Source organism: Biomaibacter sp. TOL, assembly GCF_059717795.1.
Genome location: NZ_AP046092.1, coordinates 3,562,710 through 3,581,191 on the forward strand (window position 1 = coordinate 3,562,710; position 18,482 = coordinate 3,581,191).

Annotated in this window: 24 protein-coding genes and 1 tRNA gene; all 25 read left to right on the forward strand. The window is 45.8% G+C overall.

Features of this window, described 5'->3' with window-relative positions:
* The first annotated feature begins 224 nt into the window (after nt 1–224).
* The gene (locus tag AC6I1H_RS17595; protein ID WP_149544170.1) at nt 225–452 is read left to right on the forward strand and encodes a hypothetical protein; all 228 of its coding nucleotides are present in this window, start codon (nt 225–227) and stop codon (nt 450–452) included.
* Nucleotides 436–963 (forward strand): hypothetical protein, encoded by a 528-nt coding sequence (locus tag AC6I1H_RS17600; protein ID WP_497738800.1) that lies wholly within the window; start codon nt 436–438, stop codon nt 961–963. The genes AC6I1H_RS17595 and AC6I1H_RS17600 overlap by 17 nt, the downstream gene beginning before the upstream one ends.
* Nucleotides 949–1,024 (forward strand) — tRNA-Lys (locus AC6I1H_RS17605). The genes AC6I1H_RS17600 and AC6I1H_RS17605 overlap by 15 nt, the downstream gene beginning before the upstream one ends.
* Before the next feature lie 87 nt (nt 1,025–1,111).
* A complete protein-coding gene (locus AC6I1H_RS17610; protein WP_497738801.1) occupies nt 1,112–2,545 on the forward strand; it encodes a putative antirestriction adenine methyltransferase in 1,434 nt (477 codons plus the stop codon).
* Complete coding sequence (locus AC6I1H_RS17615) at nt 2,506–3,414, forward strand: ParB N-terminal domain-containing protein (protein WP_497738802.1); 909 nt, start codon at nt 2,506–2,508, stop codon at nt 3,412–3,414. The genes AC6I1H_RS17610 and AC6I1H_RS17615 overlap by 40 nt, the downstream gene beginning before the upstream one ends.
* Nucleotides 3,415–3,423: 9 nt before the next feature.
* Complete coding sequence (locus tag AC6I1H_RS17620) at nt 3,424–3,909, forward strand: LuxR family transcriptional regulator (RefSeq protein ID WP_497738803.1); 486 nt, start codon at nt 3,424–3,426, stop codon at nt 3,907–3,909.
* On the forward strand, nt 3,902–5,296 hold the full coding sequence (gene terL / locus AC6I1H_RS17625) for a phage terminase large subunit (RefSeq protein WP_497738804.1): 1,395 nt from the start codon (nt 3,902–3,904) through the stop codon (nt 5,294–5,296). Before AC6I1H_RS17620 ends, terL begins: the two co-directional genes overlap by 8 nt.
* 14 nt (nt 5,297–5,310) lie before the next feature.
* Nucleotides 5,311–7,236, forward strand: a complete 1,926-nt coding sequence (locus AC6I1H_RS17630) for an anti-CBASS protein Acb1 family protein (RefSeq protein WP_497738805.1) — start codon at nt 5,311–5,313, stop codon at nt 7,234–7,236.
* Entirely contained in the window at nt 7,229–8,125 is an 897-nt protein-coding gene (locus tag AC6I1H_RS17635; protein ID WP_497738806.1) for a phage head morphogenesis protein, read from the forward strand. The genes AC6I1H_RS17630 and AC6I1H_RS17635 overlap by 8 nt, the downstream gene beginning before the upstream one ends.
* 63 nt (nt 8,126–8,188) lie before the next feature.
* Nucleotides 8,189–8,413, forward strand: coding sequence for a hypothetical protein (locus AC6I1H_RS17640; protein WP_149544162.1), 225 nt, complete (start codon nt 8,189–8,191; stop codon nt 8,411–8,413).
* A complete protein-coding gene (locus AC6I1H_RS17645; RefSeq protein ID WP_497738807.1) occupies nt 8,413–9,786 on the forward strand; it encodes a DUF2213 domain-containing protein in 1,374 nt (457 codons plus the stop codon). The genes AC6I1H_RS17640 and AC6I1H_RS17645 overlap by 1 nt, the downstream gene beginning before the upstream one ends.
* Nucleotides 9,786–10,283: a structural cement protein Gp24 gene (locus tag AC6I1H_RS17650; RefSeq protein ID WP_497738808.1), complete on the forward strand. Its 498-nt coding sequence runs from the start codon at nt 9,786–9,788 to the stop codon at nt 10,281–10,283. The genes AC6I1H_RS17645 and AC6I1H_RS17650 overlap by 1 nt, the downstream gene beginning before the upstream one ends.
* A 224-nt stretch (nt 10,284–10,507) precedes the next feature.
* Nucleotides 10,508–11,338: a DUF2184 domain-containing protein gene (locus AC6I1H_RS17655; protein ID WP_497738809.1), complete on the forward strand. Its 831-nt coding sequence runs from the start codon at nt 10,508–10,510 to the stop codon at nt 11,336–11,338.
* Between the two features lie 16 nt (nt 11,339–11,354).
* On the forward strand, nt 11,355–11,588 hold the full coding sequence (locus AC6I1H_RS17660) for a hypothetical protein (RefSeq protein WP_497738810.1): 234 nt from the start codon (nt 11,355–11,357) through the stop codon (nt 11,586–11,588).
* A 13-nt stretch (nt 11,589–11,601) separates the two neighbouring features.
* On the forward strand, nt 11,602–11,979 hold the full coding sequence (locus AC6I1H_RS17665) for a DUF4054 domain-containing protein (protein WP_497738811.1): 378 nt from the start codon (nt 11,602–11,604) through the stop codon (nt 11,977–11,979).
* A gap of 1 nt (nt 11,980) precedes the next feature.
* Entirely contained in the window at nt 11,981–12,448 is a 468-nt protein-coding gene (locus AC6I1H_RS17670; RefSeq protein ID WP_497738812.1) for a hypothetical protein, read from the forward strand.
* Complete coding sequence (locus AC6I1H_RS17675; protein WP_497738813.1) at nt 12,445–12,834, forward strand: hypothetical protein; 390 nt, start codon at nt 12,445–12,447, stop codon at nt 12,832–12,834. Before AC6I1H_RS17670 ends, AC6I1H_RS17675 begins: the two co-directional genes overlap by 4 nt.
* Nucleotides 12,831–13,430 carry a phage neck terminator protein gene (locus AC6I1H_RS17680; RefSeq protein WP_497738814.1) on the forward strand — a complete coding sequence of 200 codons (600 nt, stop codon included), beginning with the start codon at nt 12,831–12,833 and terminating at the stop codon, nt 13,428–13,430. Before AC6I1H_RS17675 ends, AC6I1H_RS17680 begins: the two co-directional genes overlap by 4 nt.
* 1 nt (nt 13,431) lies before the next feature.
* A complete protein-coding gene (locus tag AC6I1H_RS17685) occupies nt 13,432–14,523 on the forward strand; it encodes a DUF3383 family protein (protein ID WP_497738815.1) in 1,092 nt (363 codons plus the stop codon).
* 13 nt (nt 14,524–14,536) lie between these two features.
* A complete protein-coding gene (locus AC6I1H_RS17690) occupies nt 14,537–14,956 on the forward strand; it encodes a phage structural protein (protein WP_149544154.1) in 420 nt (139 codons plus the stop codon).
* A 13-nt stretch (nt 14,957–14,969) separates the two neighbouring features.
* Nucleotides 14,970–15,458, forward strand: a complete 489-nt coding sequence (locus AC6I1H_RS17695) for a phage tail assembly chaperone (protein ID WP_149544153.1) — start codon at nt 14,970–14,972, stop codon at nt 15,456–15,458.
* Between the two features lie 50 nt (nt 15,459–15,508).
* A complete protein-coding gene (locus tag AC6I1H_RS17700; RefSeq protein WP_162523459.1) occupies nt 15,509–15,658 on the forward strand; it encodes a hypothetical protein in 150 nt (49 codons plus the stop codon).
* A 3-nt stretch (nt 15,659–15,661) separates the two neighbouring features.
* Nucleotides 15,662–17,554 (forward strand): tape measure protein, encoded by a 1,893-nt coding sequence (locus AC6I1H_RS17705; protein ID WP_497738816.1) that lies wholly within the window; start codon nt 15,662–15,664, stop codon nt 17,552–17,554.
* A 5-nt stretch (nt 17,555–17,559) separates the two neighbouring features.
* Complete coding sequence (locus AC6I1H_RS17710; RefSeq protein ID WP_497738817.1) at nt 17,560–18,138, forward strand: phage baseplate protein; 579 nt, start codon at nt 17,560–17,562, stop codon at nt 18,136–18,138.
* 14 nt (nt 18,139–18,152) lie between these two features.
* A complete protein-coding gene (locus AC6I1H_RS17715; RefSeq protein ID WP_497738818.1) occupies nt 18,153–18,473 on the forward strand; it encodes a phage baseplate plug family protein in 321 nt (106 codons plus the stop codon).
* Nucleotides 18,474–18,482: the final 9 nt, after the last annotated feature.

Genomic DNA, 18,482 nt, shown 5'->3' on the forward strand with positions numbered 1-18,482 from the left:
GGGCAAAAAGTGGGCATTGACAAGGCAATTACGATATCGTAAGATGGTATCGATGAAATTGGGTAATGTCACACCATAAAAAAGGACTGCACGAAAAGCCCAAATTTCGCTCCTATCCGGTTATTTTAAGTAAATACCTCGCTCTTTCGTTTGACTCCAGACGGTAAAATGTTAGAATGATTACAAGGAACAAATTACCGAATGGTAAGAAAGGAGGCGAGGGAATGGTTAAGAAAACGGATATCGTGAGGGAATTGGTAAAAGCAGGGGAATATAAAAAAGCCCTGAAAATAGCCAAAGACTTCCGGCTCGGAATTACGCCAGCTCAATCCAACAGCATGAAAAAGGCGTACGAATGCATGGTCCACAGTAGATTTTATCTCTCCATCGGTGAGGATGTTCCAAAAAGAATAGAGGAGGGAGTAAACGTACTGGTTGGCCTATACGGTTAGGAGCGATAGAATGTTGAAAATTTATACAAGCAGGTATCAAAATCCGGAACTCTCAAATGGGAGTTATACGGTAGTTGGGATAACGAGGGGAGCACCGAAGTTTCCACTTCGGTATGTACTGGCAGGAAACATTATAGAAATAGCACCGCCAGGTTATCTCTTTAATGAATATGACCGAACAAGATTCACCAGGCCATATTTCGCAAATATGGACAGAGTAGGAGTGGCAAGGATAAGGTCAATTCTCAATCAGTATCTTGCGTTAGGAAAAGACGTAGTGCTGTGTTGCTACGAAGACGTAACAAAACCTGGTGAATGGTGCCACAGATTGGTTTTTGCTGAATGGTGGAAAGCAAGAACCGGAGAAACGATAGAAGAATTGCAAGACCCTTCCACCTATAAAGCCAAGAAAGGTTCCGGTTTAATATTACCGAAGAAAGAACCGGAAAAGCATAAAGAACCGGAACCAGAACAATTATCATTATTTGGTTTGCAACCGCCGATAGCTTAGTGGCAGAGCACCTGGCTCTTTACCAGGAGGGCGCAGCGTTCAATTCCTGCTCGGCGGACCAAATATAGAAACAAGGCATCGTATGAAAAGTACGGTGCCTTTTATGTTGCATATGCAAATTATCAAGAAAGAAAGGAAGGTGAATATTGTGGCTAAATTTCAGAACCCAGGAGCATTTTTTCTGGGAACATTGGTAGCGGCAGAACAGAAATTCCTTAAGCCTTTAATTGAAAATGCCAGAAAGAATGGATATACGAGATTCGTAGAACCTTGCGCCGGAGCTTTTGCAATGGCTCATCTTGCAGTGCAGGCGGGATACAAGCCGAGCGAGATAGAAACAAGCGATGTTGCTATGTTTACTACCATCATGGGTTATGCCATCACTGGACAGTCGTTGAAAGAACTGGAAATCAAGGCTCATGGATTTACTGACGAAGAGCTGCTTGACCCTGCGACCGCTTTGTTTGCTCAGCTCTACCTGCGAGCGGCAAAACAGGCAGGGAAAGAATACTATTACAACATTATGATGGACCTGGAGTACAGAAGAGAGCAGCATATCAAAAACATCAATGAACAGCTCCAGAGGGCGAGAGATGTGCTACATGGAATGAGTTATAGACCTCTTGATATGTGGGTACATCTTGATGAGGTTATTGATGACCCCCACACTTTAGTAATAGCTAATCCTCCGACCTATGCTGCCGGTTTTGAAAAATGGTATGACACCGGAGGGAAGATGACATGGAAGGAGCCTGAGTATAAAATATTTGACCCGAAAACCGGTCTTATAGAGCTAATGCGTAAATGCGAAGATGCAAAATGCCTTGTTATCTGCTACGAAGAAAATGAACCAGGAAAAACTGCTGGGCATCCCATATTCGCACGGTACGGGGTAAGAAACGGCATAAATGTATATTTGACGACCAACAGACCGGATGAAGCAACGGCACTGGCGAAAGGCAAAAAGGTAACAAGGCCCAATGAAAGCAAGCTCAATCCTCTTGATTGTTCAATATTGCCAAGGGATTATGTCATAACCGAAAAATCAAAGGTTCAGCTATGTCAGGTTGAACGGTCAGAGGCTCAGTATTACAGGCAGCTCTGGACACATAACTTCGTAGGCTCCTCAGCTCCCATAAACATAGCTGTCCTCATCGACGGAAAAATTGCCGGTGTTTTTGGGCTTGATAAGTCGGCTCTGACTATGGGAGCTTTCGGGACACAAGTTAGCAATGCCGTATTTCTTATGTATGGAATGACGGTTCCACACAAAGAGTATCGGCTCAATAGGTTATTAACCATGCTGGCACAGAATGAAGACTTCATCCTTAGCTTATGTACTGACCTTGAAAAAGAAAAGGCAAAGACACTGAAAACAGTACAAATGACCAAATATCCGGAAGCAAAGGAAATGAGGGGAATCATGAAGCTTACCAAGAAGGTTCCGGATAAGAAGTACGGATTCAGGCTTACCTATGAATCTGACCTGGTCAAGAGAAACGAAAAAGAAACTCTCAAAGAGTGGTTATGGAGGGAAGAAAGATGGAAGAAGCAACGGGCAAAATCCAAGTTGATAAGTTAGCCGACCTGGGTTCCGGCCTTATTATAGCAAAAGTCAAAATTGCCAACATAAAGGAGCAGGACATCAACGCCAGAATAATGAAGCCGGAGATGTTCAAGCAGTTGGTTGACAATATAAAAAAGAGGGGGCAACTTGAAAGCCTCCCTTTGTGCGTTTTGGTCGGAGATAAGATTGAAATTATATCGGGACATCACAGAATACGTGCGGCACGTGAAGCTGGCATGGATGAAGTTGTAGTCATACTGGATATCAGCGGCTTAAGCCGTTCTCAAATAGCAGCAAAACAGATTGCCCATAATGCCATCTCCGGATTTGATGACCAGTCAACGCTTAAAGAGATAGTGAAGCTCATCGAGGATGTTGACGACATGCTTGAAAGCTATATCGGAAAAGAAATCCTCGAACAGCCGATGGCCGAACTTGAGAAGCTCTTGTCTCCGAAGGTTGAATTTGACTGGAGGAACATAACATTTACGTTTCTGCCTCACCAGTTGAAAGACCTGGAAAAACTCATTGCTGCACTGGAAAGCACAAAGCCAGACTTTATAGGGGTTGCTCCTATCGAAGAACATAAGCCTTTCATGGAAGCAATTAACAAGTACCAGAAGTTTGCCAATGTCAAGAATACCGGTTCTGCTATTCATGCAATGATACGATGCACTGAGCAGATGTTTGAGGACATTGGATACGAGGAAAGCCAGGAATGGGTACAGCTTACTTCAATATTTGGCAGCAGTGCTGTTCCTAAAGAAGCAGCAGATGTTATTTCGGAAGCTGTCAAAAAGATGTGTGAGGAAGGAATTGTCGGCCAGAAAAACAAGTGGCAGGCTATTGAGTATTGGGCTGCTGATTTTCTTGCCGGAAGGTAGGTGATATAGATGGCTGCACCTAAGAAATACAATCCGAAATATCACGATGCCTGGGCGTGGTCACTTGCCATGAAGGGATGTGACAACAAGGAAATAGCTGAGGCGATGGGGGTATCAGTCAGGACAATTCTCAGATGGTCCAAAACAACCGATGCTAACGGAAACGAAGTTCTCACATCGTTCGGCGAAGCGTTGCAGGAAGGGAAGGATGCAGCAGATGCCAAAGTTGAAAAGAAGCTTTACGAAAGGGCACTCGGATATGATATCGAAGAATCGGAGAACGTTGTTGACATAGACACTAACGGAAACATCAAACCGGTTAGGAGAAAAACTACCAAGAAGCACGTTCCTCCGGACACGATGGCAATTATGTACTGGCTCAATAATCGCAGACGAGGAGAATGGTCTCAGAAGCAGGATGTGAACATAAGCACGGACAATGGAGAGGATGTGGTAATCTACATGCCTGCGAATGGGCGTGATAGTGATGGCTAATAACGTCCGAATACTGAAACCGCAGGAGGGGCCACAGGAAGCGTTTTTATCGTCTTCTGCTGACATAGTGATATACGGAGGTGCTGCTGGAGGAGGAAAGACTTATGGGTTACTGCTTGAGCCACTGAGACACAAAAACAACCCAAAGTATGGCGCAGTAATCTTCCGAAGAAATGCAATCCAGGTAACGATTGAAGGAGGTTTACTTGACGAGAGCCGTGAAATCTACGCTGGAATCAGAGGAGCGGAGCTCAGGATGTCCCCGCGTCCGACGTGGATTTTCAACGGTGGTGCGAAAGTTGGATTTGCCCACATTGAAAGCGACGATGACCTCCCAAAATGGCAGGGAGCTCAGATATGTTATATCGGATTTGATGAGCTCACGCACTTCACTGAGCACCAGTTTTTCTATATGCTCATACGTAACCGTTCGACGTGCGGCGTAAAACCGTATATCCGAGCGACATGTAACCCAGATGCGGATAGCTGGGTGGCTAAGTTCATTGAATGGTGGATAGACCAAGACACCGGATACCCTATTCCGGAACGTTCAGGTGTGATTCGCTGGTTCATCCGAAGAAATGAGGTAGTCACATGGGCAAACACGAAAGAAGAACTCTGGGAACGCTTCAATCTGGTCACACCGGAAGAACGCAGAGAGCCCAAGTCGGTCACATTCATTGCCAGCACAGTTTACGATAACAAGATACTGTTGGAGAAAGACCCGTCGTACCTTGCTAACCTTAAAGCCCAGTCCCTCATAGAGAGAGAACGCATGCTCCATGGAAACTGGAAGATAAAACCGGCAGCCGGATTGTTCTTTAAGCGAACGCAAGTCAATATGATACCGACCATACCGGAGGATGTTGTCAGATGGGTTAGAGCATGGGACCTTGCGGCGACCACTGATGAGGAGAGCAAGGAGTCGGCCTTCACAGCAGGAGTACTCATAGGGAAAAGAAGAAATGGCCGATATGTGGTAGCGGATGTCATCAACGAACGGATGTCGGCATCCGATGTTAGGACTACCATAAAGAACACGGCGACTACAGACCTTGTTCGCTTCAAGAGGGTTCGGATTAGACTTCCACAGGACCCAGGGCAGGCAGGAAAAGAACAGGCCCAAAGTTACATCAAGTTCCTTGCTGGATTCGACGTTACTGCAATACCGGAATCCGGAAACAAAGAGGTACGTGCGGAACCGATGGCGGCTCAATGGCAAGCCGGAAATTTCGATGTAGTTGTTGGGGATTGGAACGAAATCTATTTCAACCAGCTTGAAAGTTTTCCTGCCAGTAAGTTTAAAGACATGGTTGATGCCAGCAGCTCGGCTTTTGCAGAGCTTGAACTTGAAAATGTATTCAACCTTAACAGCCTAATTACCTAAAGCGAGGTGAGAAAGTGAACGATTATAATGCTCGTAAAATAGCACAGATGCAAAGATTAGAAAGGGGAAAGCAAATAATTGCCGGTAAGGTTGACAGAGCAGATAATGCATACCGCAGAGATGGATATGTTAATCTGCTTAACAAGTACGGTACTGCGCAGGACAATACGACGGCATACTTTTTTGAGGGAGAGCCGACAGTACCGGATATGGACCTTGCCAGGCACTACGAAGGCGAAGGACTCTTCGCTAAAATAATTGACACCCCCGCCGAAGAGGCTGTGAAGCACGGGTTTGAGCTTGGCATCAACAATCCGGATATAGAAAGTTTTATCACAGATAGTCTTGACGAGCTGGATTGGGAGGAAAAAGCAGCTACAGCTATCAAGTGGGCTCGGCTTTACGGGGGAAGCCTCATAGTCATGCTGGTTGATGATGGAAGGGGATTGGAACAGCCGTTAGACTGGAAAAACATACGTAGCATTGATGAGCTGAGAGTGTACGAAAGAGCAGTAGTGCAGCCGGACTATACCAACATCTACAATTACGACCCGAAGGACCCAGCAAGAAGGACGACATCGAAATTCGGAATGCCGGAGTATTACCATGTTTTTAGTGCATACGGTACGTTTACAGTCCACGAAAGCAGGTGCTTGATATTCCGGAACGGCATCCTGCCAGAATACATCACTCAGTCGTATTATCGGTTCTGGGGAATACCGGAATATATAAGAATCAAGAGAGCACTGAGGGAAACAATAACGGCCCACGGAGATGCAGTAAAGCTGCTTGAACGTTCAGTACAGGCAATCTACAAGATGAAGAACCTGGCTCAGCTCCTTGCCACAAGCGACGGAGAAGACCAGGTTCTTAAGCGTTTACAGGTAATCGACATGGCACGTGGCATTCTTAACAGCATATCAATTGACGCTGAGGGAGAAGACTACAGCTTTCAGACATTCCAACTTTCAGGAGTAAAAGATGTAATAGATTCAACCTGCAATATGCTCTCTGCACTCACAAGCATACCACAGACGATACTGTTTGGGCGTTCGCCTGCCGGACAAAACAGCACAGGCGAGAGTGACTTGGAAAACTACTACAATTACGTCGAGAGGATACAGAAGCTGATGCTTAGAGGGAACCTCAAGACATTGATTGATGTTATTTTCCAGGCTGGACTTGCAAGCGGGAAAATACCTGAAATACCTGACTATAAGCTAAAGTTCTTACCATTGTGGAGCATGAGCGACACTGAACAGGCTACAGTAGAAAGCACAAAAGCTCAGACCAGTTACACAAAAGCCCAAACAGCCCAACTATACGTTGACATGGGAGCACTTGACCCATCAGAGGTAAGGGCAGGACTTGCTAAGACGGAAGAATTTAACGTCGAAGACTTGCTCGATGAACAAGACATTGAAGATGAAGACTGGGGATTAGCGGGCAATGTTCAAGAACAGTTTGGTGACGAAGGAGAAAAAGGACCACTTTATGTCCCGCCAGATATGTTTGTGGAAAATGTGAAACAGCCCAAGATGGATGAATCAGCGTGTACTTCTGCTGCAACCCTGATAATTAAGGATGGCGAGATACTCATTGGCAGAAGAAGGGACGGAACCGGATGGTGCGGACCAGGAGGGAAGATTGAAGATGGCGAAACACCGGAACAGGCAGCAAGGAGGGAGCTGAGCGAAGAGTTTGGTATAAAAGCAAATGAAATGATACCTGTCGGAGTGATGAACGGTTTGCCGGAAAGATACGGAGTGCCGTTCATTTTCTTATGTACGGACTATGACGGAATCCCGAAATGTGACGGCAAGGAAATGGAAGATGCCAGGTTTTGTAAACTTGATGAATTGCCTGAATTTCATTTGTTTCCACCATTCATGAAATCAGTATCCATGCTGTTAAAGGAGCTGAGACGTAAAGATGAATGACATAGCAATGAAGCAGGCGGCTCAGGCAGCAGTAAGGCCAAAATTTCGAGGCAACCAGAAGCTTAAAAGCAAAGTCCATACTTATTATCCCGAAAGCATAGAAAGAGAGTACCAGAGGGTCACAGACGCTTATATGAAGCTTGTGAAAGATGTCCTCAAGGAATATCTGCCTATGATTAAAGATGCGTTGATGCAGGAAAAAGGCAATGTACGCAAAGACGACATCAGGGACCTGGGGCTCGTTGTAAAAGATGCGTTTGATGCTATGCATAAACAGCTTGAGCAAAAGACCGAATCCTTCGGATTGCGCAGGAAGCTCGAAGCCCTTGCTCATCTTACGAGGAAGCTGACAATCAAAGAATGGAAAAAGGTGGTCAAACAAACCCTCGGAATTGACATCATGGACGACTACTATATGGGTGAGTTTTACCGTGAAGCTCTCAATGTATGGGTTGAGGATAATGTTAATCTCATCAAGACGATACCGAAAGACTCTCTTGGCAGAATGAAGGAAATCGTCCAGGAAGGATTTAAAGCCGGAAAGACAACGACTTCTATAGTTAAGGAGATACAACGTACCTACGGAATAGAAAAACGCCATGCAAGGCTTATAGCTCGTGACCAGACGGCCAAACTCCACGGGCAGTTGGCAAAAGCACAGCAGACAGACGCAGGAGTAAACGAGTATACATGGAGCACTTCCGGTGACAGCCGAGTGAGAGAACGGCATAGGGAACTGAATGGCAAAAGGTTCCGGTGGGATGACCCTCCGGTGGTTGATACCAAGACCGGCAGAAGAGCACATCCAGGCGAAGATTATCAGTGCAGATGTGTTGCGCTGCCGGTCTTTGATATAGATACAATCAATGTTCCGATTGCAAAAGGATAGGAGGTGCTGTGTGTGAAGAAATGACTTGCAAAACGAGAATCTTGGAAGAAAGGAGATTGAGACATGTCGGCAATAGCGATAGCAGCCTTGTGCAGACAGTTGATAGCAGAGGCAGAGGCAATCATCAAATATACCGAAGACATTGAAGCGACAAAGGCAATCGAAGGCGGTGCCGCTGCTCTGTTTGACGAACTGAGGCTTGATGAGCTTGAGCATATCCAGAAACTAACGCTCGAACTCACAGAAGCATTAAGCACAGGCGAAGAGGAAACTGGGGGTGAGGAATAGTGAAAGTCCCCCAATTAAGAAGGGTACTTAGACTCGACAGCATCAAGCTTGACGAAACGTATTTCACAGAAGAAGGGTATCTCATTGACCACCCGATTGTTACATCGTGTGGGATATTTGAGTACACAAATCCGGATGGAACAATCAGAAGGGAGCTAAGATTACCGGAGCATGTATTTGCTCAGAAAAGCCTGGATAGTTACGAGGGCAAGCCTATCATCATAACTCACGACGCAGGTGTCGTAGATAAAAACAATGTTGATAAGGAAATCATCGGCACAATGCTATCCAAGGGATACCAGGACGGAGACAACGTAAGAGTGAAAATAGTCATTCACGATACAGACAGGATGAAAGAGAGTGGGCTTAGAGAACTATCTCTCGGATACAACCTGACTCTTGATGAAACGCCTGGTGTCTGGAACGGTCAACCTTATGATGCCATCCAAAAAGACATCGAAATCAACCATCTTGCACTTGTAGCAAATGCCCGAGCAGGAGAGAAAGCTCGCCTGAATATTGACGGGCAAGAAACTAAATCAATTCTTAAAGGAGGTAAATCCATGAGTACAAAAACAAAAAGAAAGGACGGAGGCTCTATGACTCCAGAAGATTTCGCTGCCGCAGTTGAAGCTTTCAAGGCCAGAAGGGCAGCGAGAAATGCTGCTAAAGCAGGTAATGAAGGGACTGCATCCCAAGCAACACCTGCAAAAGACAGCGATGCAGAACCTGCCGCAGCTCCGGCAACATCTGTCGAGAAAACCATGTCCACAGATGAAACCATTCAGATGGTTAAGGACAGACGTGACAGGAGAGACCAGGAAGGAGACCCTGCTACTCCGGAAGCGGCAATGGGTATTATTGCCCAGCAGGATGAGGACATCGAAACACTGCTTGAAATCATCGAGGCTCTCAAGGCCGAAAAAGACTTTGGAGAGGCTGCACAGGCAGCAGACTGCAACAAAGATGAGGATGCGGAAGAAGGCAAGAAGGACAGCTCCGAAGACCAATCCGGCTCTCTCAATATGGATGCCGCTGATGCACTGTTCAGAACAAGACTGGAACTTGTCCGTATCGGAGACCGCTTGAACATCGATGGAATAGAGAACATGCCAATCATTGATGCAAAGAAGGCCATCATCAAAGCGGTTAATCCTCAAATGAGGCTCGACGGAAAAGGAAAGGCATATATCAACGCAGCCTTTGACCTGGCAAAGGAAACCCTCAATGCCAGAAAGGATACCAATTATCAGCGTTCTCAGATGTTCAATGCTGATAGCGCAAGACCGAATAGAAATGAAATCGGAATGTCTGCCGCAGAGAAAGCGAGAGCGAGGATGATTGAAAGAAAACAGAATGGAGGTAATAAGTAATGAGTGCACAAACAAGTTATGGGTTTGCAACTCCAAAAGGCGTAGCTGGCGGTCTTTTAGACATTGCGCCTTATTCCATTGACACCCGTGTCAACAATGAAGCTGCTGCTGACTCCCTTAAATATGGAATGGGAGTCGTGCAGGGGGATACCGCTGGAGTCGGGGTAAGAAAACCGATAAGCACAGATACAGCGGCAGTATTCGAGGGCATAGTTATGACTGGGTTCAGCAACCAGCAGACCATTGAAGGAAACGTAAACATCCTGCCCAACCAGAGTGTAGGAATTCTTCGTTACGGAAAAGCGTGGGCAAGAATCAAGTCTGGCGATACCCCTGCATATGGCGGAAAGCTCTATCTGATTATCAACGGAGCTGATGCAGGATTGTTTACTACCACATCAAGTGTCGACACCATTGAAATCAAAGGAAGATTTATAGGCAGCAAGGGTTCTGGTGATATAGCTCCTGTTGAGCTATTCAACCAGGCTCAAGCCTAAAAAGGAGGAGGACGAACAATATGAGCTATAACGCACAAATGCCGTCTACAGGTTACTCTGTAGCAGATTATGAAGCTCTTATGAGCTCTACTATTCCTGCTGCCCTTGTCGGGGTTCAGGGAATGAGATTTGACAGTGCTGAGGATGCATCAGTATTCTTCGCTCGTGAGCTTGACTACATCAAGAGTCAGTCTTACGACGTAGAATATCCAGAGTTTACTGCGTTGTCGATTTTTCCAATTTCCAGCGAAGTTAATCCTGGAGCTGAGACAGTAACCTACTACAGCTACGACAAGACCGGTATGGCTAAGATTATAAGCAATTATGCCACTGACTTACCGAGAGCTGACGCAAAAGGAAAACCCACAACGGCTATCATCAAGTCCATCGGAGCAAGCTACGGTTACTCGGTACAGGAGATGAGAGCCAGCCGTATGGCGGGAAAATCTCTTGACGTAAGGAAAGCAGAAGCCGCACGTTATCAGATTGACTATCTGAACAATAAGATTGCGTGGGCCGGAGACGAAGAAACGGGCTTAATCGGTGTTCTGTCTGCCGGAAACAACATCCCGTTCTACACCATTCCGGCAAACGGAGAAGGAAGCTCCACTCTGTGGAAGAACAAGACTGCTGCTCAGATTCTCGCTGATATAAACGGAATGCAGGCTCAGGTAGCCAAGAACACCAAGAACGTAGAAAGGCCGGATACATTAGTTCTCCCTGCTGACGTGTACATTGACATTTCAACCAGGCAGATAGACAATACCGGTTACACCATCAAGAGGTTTGTTCTTGAAAACGCTCCATACCTGAAAGAAATCGTTCCTGCTGCCGAATTGCAGTCTGATGCAACCGATACTAACCCATACGCACCGCAGGCAGTTGCATTGTTGTTCAAGAAGGACCCGAGGAAAATCACCATTGAGAATCCGCTGCCCTTCTATCAGTATCCTCTGCAACCGCAAGGGCTTGAGGTTATTGTTCCCTGCGAAGCAAGAACAGCCGGAGCGATTATCTACTATCCTCTGTCTCTGTTGATTGCACTGGGGATATAAGAAAGGAGAATGACGCATGAAGGTTACGAACAATTCAGTTAAGATAATCAACATCGGAGAGCTGTCTGTTTTGCCTGGAGCAACTGAAACAGTACCCAAAGATTTCGTCGGCAACCCCGTGCTTAAGTTTTTGGAAAAGCGCGGGGACATTACCCTTTTTGATGAGAAAGCTGCGGTTAAGGCAACGACAGAAGCAGAGACCGCAAAAGCAAAGGCTGCCGAGGGGAATACGACACAGAAGAAGGCGTAAGGAGGGGTGACAAATGACCCCTATTGAAATCCTGAGGTTATTGGCACCGGAGTTTTCCTCAATAAGCGATGAAGTTATCACTCAATGGATTGAACTCTTTACGCCTCTTGTAAGTGCCAATCGGTTCGGAAATACCTATAACCAGGCTGTTGCTCTATTAACGGCACATAAGCTGAAAATGGCAGGCTATGGCGACAACACAAACGGAACCATCGGGGACACCCTTCGAGTCGGCTCATACTCGGAGGGTGAAACCTCGATTGGGTATACAGTCAACCAGGGAACAAACCTTCTCAACGATGCGGAGTTGACACTCACAACATACGGCCTGCAATACCTTTCATTGCGCAGGGCAAGGATAATACCTATAGTCTCGGCAGGTGAGGCATAGCATGGCAGGAAAAGCAAAAGACCGTTGGACGGCTGAGGGGAAGAAATTTAAAGCTGAAATAGAAAAGCTCAAAAAGTTACAAGTGAGGATAGGATACCAGCAGGGCGATGTAATAACTGAGGATGGGGTTGACATGCTTGACATTGCCATGTGGAATGAGTTGGGAACTATCAATGCACCATCAAGGCCGTTTTTAAGAAAGAGTGTTGACGAAAATGCAGATAAAATAAATTCCTTTTGCAAGGCACAATTGCAAAGGCTGACAAAAGGCGAAACGGCAGAAGAAATACTTAAGCAAATCGGGGTATTCTCTAAGGGGCTTGTACAGGAGAAAATCGTTGATGGTGAATTTGAGCCAAATGCTCCGTCTACCATCAGACGAAAGAAATCCGACAAGCCTCTTATTGATACCGGCCTCATGAGGATATCTGTAAACTATATAATCGTTGAGAAAGGAGGTAGGAAATGAACATCTGGAAGAAACAGTACACAATGCGAAGATACCAAGCACAAAAGGTTGGAAGAAAAGGATATGTCACCACGGGATATGAGGATATACCGGTAATGCTCAATGTTCAGCCTTTAAGCAACGACGAGCTGGATGTTATTCCGGAAGGTTCTCGTTCAGTTAAAAGGATAAAGTGTTTCGGCGATTTTCCGTTTGCCACAGCAAATCAGAAGACCGGCGTTCAAGCTGACAGACTTTTCTTTGAAGGGAAGTGGTATGAGTGCGAGATGTCCGTTCTCTGGGACCATACACCGTTGAAGCATTACCGTTCACAGTTTGTGCAGGTATCAGAAGCAGAACCGGATAATGCCGTAGAGCCTCCTTCCCAGGATGGTGGTAGCTCATGAATCTAAGGACGCTGAGGGATAACCTGTATGACATAGTAAAGCAGTATTTTGAAGGGGCAACGGTAGTATGGGCAGAGCAGCATATGGTTAAGCCCACATTGCCCCTAATAACGCTTAAAACGGGCTCATTATCGTTGACAACATTTCCTATCACGGAAGATATAAACGGCGTTCCTACCGGCTATTATCCATCCAGAGTAACACTTGAGATTAACCTCTATACTAAAGGGGCTCCGGTGGAAATGGAACCAGGGGAAGTTGGAGCAACGGAAAACACGGCAGTAAATGATTTGATGGATTTTTTAAGATACATCAATTCTCAGTATGTAACAGACCTTTGTGAAAGCCTCGACATTGCTATAACCCCAAACGGACCTGTACAAGATGTTACTGCTCTGCTGAACGATACCAGGTATCAGTACAGGGCAATGCTGGAACTAAATGTAGACTTTATGCAAGTAGCAAAGGGATACGCTGGAATCATACCTGAGGAAGGTGAATGGACTCAAACACCAAGCGGAGGAGGAACAGAGGTGCTCCTCAACAAAGAAACCGGATACTTTGAAAAAGTAATCATTGAAAAGGAGGATATATGACATGAGCAATCTTAGCGACATAGTAAATGTGCAGATTGACGTACGCACGCCTGTCGTAGATAGCGCAAGCTTCGATACAATGCTCATTGTGGGACCTGGACCGGCTGATACTTCGGCTCCTGGATATGAACCGCCACCGGATGTCGGAGTTTATACTTCTCTTAAAGAGGTTACGGACGCTGGATGGGTAGCATCTGGAGAAAGTGCAGACCCAATCGGACTCGCAGCGGTTGCGGCGTTCTCTCAAAGCCCACAGCCTGCAAAAATCTATATTGCCGTTCAGAAGAAAGTCGGGGAAACACTGGAGCCGGTAACGACAACTCTTGACAGGGCACTTAATTACCCTGGATGGTATGCAGTTGCCCCTGCCGGTATAGCAGAAACTGACTTTCAGGCAATAGCAACATGGGTCGAAGCAAACGAAAAGCTGTTTGCGTACACCACGATGGCAACTACCAATCCTGTAGATTTGACGCTGTACCGCAGCTTTGGAATCTATGGCAAAACATCTACGGGCGCGACATCCACGCCGGAAAGCAACAAATATGCTCATGTGGCATGGCTTGCAAAATGTCTTGCTTATGATGCAGGTTCAGAAACCTGGGCATTGAAGACGTTGGCAACAATCTCACCATCTACACTCAGCGGGACTGAAATGAACACGCTTAAGGCACAGAAGATTAATTACTATGTGACCTACGCCGGGAGGAATGTAACGCAGCTTGGGCAGACATGCGCGGGAGAATGGATTGATGTAATCAGGTTCAGGGACTGGTTGAAGAACGATATGCAGTTGAGGGTTTTCAACCTGCTCGTGCTCAATCCGAAAATCCCGTACACAAATGCAGGAATCTCACTTGTTCAGAACCAGATGCTTGCATCGCTTAAGCAGGGTCAAGCCAACGGCGGCATTGCCGAAGATGAGTTTGATGAAGACGGAAATGTAATTGTAGGTTATACAGTTACTGTTCCGAATGCAGCAAACATAAGCGATACAGACAAAGCCTCGAGGATATTAAGCGGGTGCAAGTTCACGGCACGTTTGGCCGGAGCTATACATGTAGCAAATATCCAAGGTTCTCTCGTTTACTAAGGAGGTGTGAACAATGGGGACTGTAAAGACTTATAGCAGCAGACAAGTAATGATTGCCTTTGGGAACCATTCCGTATCAGGGTACGCCGATGATAGCTTCGTTACCATCGAAGCAAAGGGCGATGGAGTAATGTCTAAGACTGGATGCGACGGAGAAATTGCCAGGGCAATTGACCCAAACGACCAGTACAGCATAAAAGTTGTTGTGCTACAGACCTCTCCTACCAATAAGTTTCTCCAGGATAAATATACCCTGGACAAAAAGACTGGAAACGGAACCTTCCCTGTCCTTATAAAGGACCTGAAAGGCGGTACGCTTTTCTCGTGCGATGAAGCATGGGTAACAAAGCCTGCCAGCAGGGTATATGGGAAGGACACAAATAACCGTGAGTGGACAATAGAAACCGGAGCAGGAGAGCTGAAAGAAGGATAAAGGAGGTTAAACGATGAAACAGTTTGAACCAAAACAGGTGACAATAGGCGGGAATGTGTTTTACATCTTTCCGTTCCCTGCATTTAAGGCCAGCAATCTTAGTGGTGAGCTTGCGGCTCTTGCCATACCGCTGCTCGGAAGCCTTGCTCCCTTCTTGGGAGTAAAGAAGCCGGACGGTTCAGAAACCAGCCTCCTTGATATAGATGTTGAAGATGCAGCCCCTGCGATTGCAGGGGCTTTCAACTCTATTTCAGGGGATAAAGTTGAAAGCTTAATGAAGAAACTTCTCATAACCGGAAAGAACATTACCGTAGAGCTTGAAGACGGGGAAGAGCCGCAAAGACTCACCGAGGACCTGGCGAATGAACTTTTCTGCGGTGAAGTGCAGAATATGTTCATCCTTGCATTTGAGGTTATCAGAGTCAACTTTGCAGGTTTTTTCAGGAAGCTCGGCGGCCAATCTGGTGCGGTCGTCGAGAAATTTATGAAACAGATGAAATAAGCAAATATGGAAAGCTTGATGTAAGCCAGTTTACTGAGCTTGAACTGAGGATGTATACCCTCATAAAAGCAAGGCTGGCATCAAAGTATGAACTTGAAACATGCTATACGCTGGATGAGGCATTAAAACTCTACGCACTGCACAGGATGGATTTGGACATAGAATACGGGAAGACGATGGAATTGAGAGAAGGGAGGTAGCCTATGGTTATAAGAGATATTGCTATTCTTTTCGGATATGAAGTTGACAAGAAAACCGAAAACGCCGCAGAAAACAGCATCAAAGGGCTTAAAGATATGGCTACCAAACTGCTTGGAGCCATCGGAATAGGGTTTTCACTTGTTCAACTTAACGCCATTGCCGAAGAGTTCAATGGTATTAACGACCAGATACGGAATGCTACGAAGCAGCTTGGAAACCAGGAAGAGATACAGCAGAAAATTCTTAAGGCGGCGAACGATACAAGGTCCTCCTACGCAGATATGGCAAACGTGGTAAGCACCCTTATACAAAGTGACCGTTCACTATTTGGGTCGGTTGAGGAAGCTACAGAGTTTGCTACACTGACAACAAAACTCTTTAAGACTGCCGGTAAAAGCAACGAAGAAGTCAAGTCATTGCAGGAGGCACTTAATAAATCGTTCGCAAAAGGGATAGTGGATTCGGAAACGCTCAACCGGCTATACGAAAGAGCTCCGGAGGCCATAAACCTGATATCAAAAAGTCTCGGTGTAGCAAAGGAAAAACTTGCTGATATGGCAAGCAAAGGAACCTTCACTGTAGCAGACTTGAAAAAAGCCTTCGTGTCCAATGCGGACGAAATAAACGCCGGATTTGAAACACTGGATTTCAGTATTTCGGATGCTCTTCTGAACATCCGGAACCAGTGGGGGCTTTGGGTTGACAGCATGAACAGTTCCCTTGGATTAAGTCAAACAATCGGAAGGTTTATGGTCCGTTCTTTCACACAGATAATGGAGGTTCTGAAAAAGGCAACGACATTCGTTGAAAGACTTGCTGACCGCGTAGGAGGATTTGATAATCTGCTCAAGCTGGTAGCAGTAACGGCGGCAGCGATATTTGTAGCACTCAATGCACAGAAAATCCTTGCATTCCTTGCCGGTGTTGGGAAACTATTAACGGGAATTAACTTCAAGATGCTTGCTATAGTAGCAGTCATTGTAGCAGTGTTCCTCATTATCGACGACTTCATAAATTTCATGAAGGGCAATGACAGTGTTATAGGGAAGCTTCTCGAAAAAGCCGGAGTAGACACGGAAAAAGTAAGGCAAACCATCATCGCAGCATGGGAAAGCATCAAGTCATTCTTGCTTGCTGCCTGGGATTTCATTAAACAAATAGCCTCAACGATATGGGGAGGGTTGAAAGATTTCTGGGCACAAAACGGCGATGAAATAAAATCTACCCTGCTTGCAGTATGGGATGCTATTAAATCAACCCTGGGTGCATTATGGGAAGCGTTGAAGGCTATTGCCATAGCAGTATTTGGAGCACTGCAAGATTTCTGGAACCAGTGGGGCGACCAGATTACAGCCCAGTTTGAAATATTGTGGAACTTCTTAAGCAGTCTGGTTATGAGTTTTCTTACGGTAATAAGAGGCATAGCAGAATTCATCGCAGGGGTGTTTACCGGAGACTGGGAAAAAGCCTGGAATGGAATAAAGACCATCTTTGAAGGAGTATGGAACGGCATACAGGCTTTCTTCGTGTACATCTGGGATACCATTTACAACTGGTTTGGAGAAAAGATTGACGCAATCGTTGCGAAGGTTACGGGCTTTGTAGACGCAATCAAGCAAAAGATACAGGCGGTGAAAGACTTCTTCGGAGGGATAGGCGGTGCAATAGGCAAGTTCTTCGGAGGAGGAGACATGAAAGCAACGGTTTCTGCTTCTACTGCTGGTGCAGCAGCCGGTGGAGGAAACAGGACCAGCAATGTCAATCAGAATGTGAACATTACAAACAATTTCAACGGCGGCGATGTCTCTGCTCAAAAAGCTGGTGCTAAGGCAATGAGCAAATCGGCCAGCGACGCAACAAGCTATATGGCCCGTGGATTGGCATATGGGAGGTGAGGAAGATGAGAGCTACAAGACCTGCAAGCATCAATGGGATTGAGTTTGATGTGCTCATAAACCAGACAACAACTTACGAGGCAGACATTCCTGAGTATCCGACTGAGAAGGGATATTCTGTTGAAGATACAATCATCTTGAAGCCGTTGCTGATTGATTTAACCATCTTCCTTACCGATACTCCCGTTACATGGGCAAAAAGATTCGGCAAAAACAGAAACCGTGTAAAGGCAGTAACAGAGGAATTGAAAAGGCTGTATTTCAACAAGCAACCAGTTACTTTCACAACGAGTGAAGGTACATGGAAGAACATGGGCATAGTCAGCATCACTATACCGAAGACTGCCGAGACCGGATACGCCTGCGAGATACCGATTAAGCTCAAGCAGATAAGAGTCACAGAAGCTAAAACAGTAGCAATCCAGGCTTCGTACGGGAAAAGCGGGGCTACCGGAGCCAATGCAGGAACAATTAATTCAAAAAACGCTACAAATTCTACGAATAAGTCAGAGCAAAAGAAAGACTCGAAAAAAGCCGCATCGATTCTATACGGTTTAGCTGATTCAGCTAAGCTGTTTGGTTAGAGGGGGTGGTCTTAATGATGCAATACATTACGCCTCCGGACCTTAACGATAGCTTCTCCAGGGTTGTTCTTGGAGGAAAAGAGTATTTGCTCAGGTTTACCTATAACGATACATTCGGGTACTGGTCCTTTGGAATTTACGACCTGGAGGAAACTCCTATCGTGGCGATGACAAAGATTGTACCCAATTCACCATTGACATTCTTTTATGAAAACAGAGACCTGCCTTCCGGAGTTTTTGGAGTAATAACAAACCTTGAAAAGGTTGGGAGAAACGACTTCATTAACGGGAAGGCCGTTTTTGTGTTTATACCCTACGAGGACCTAACGGAATAGGAGGTGGAG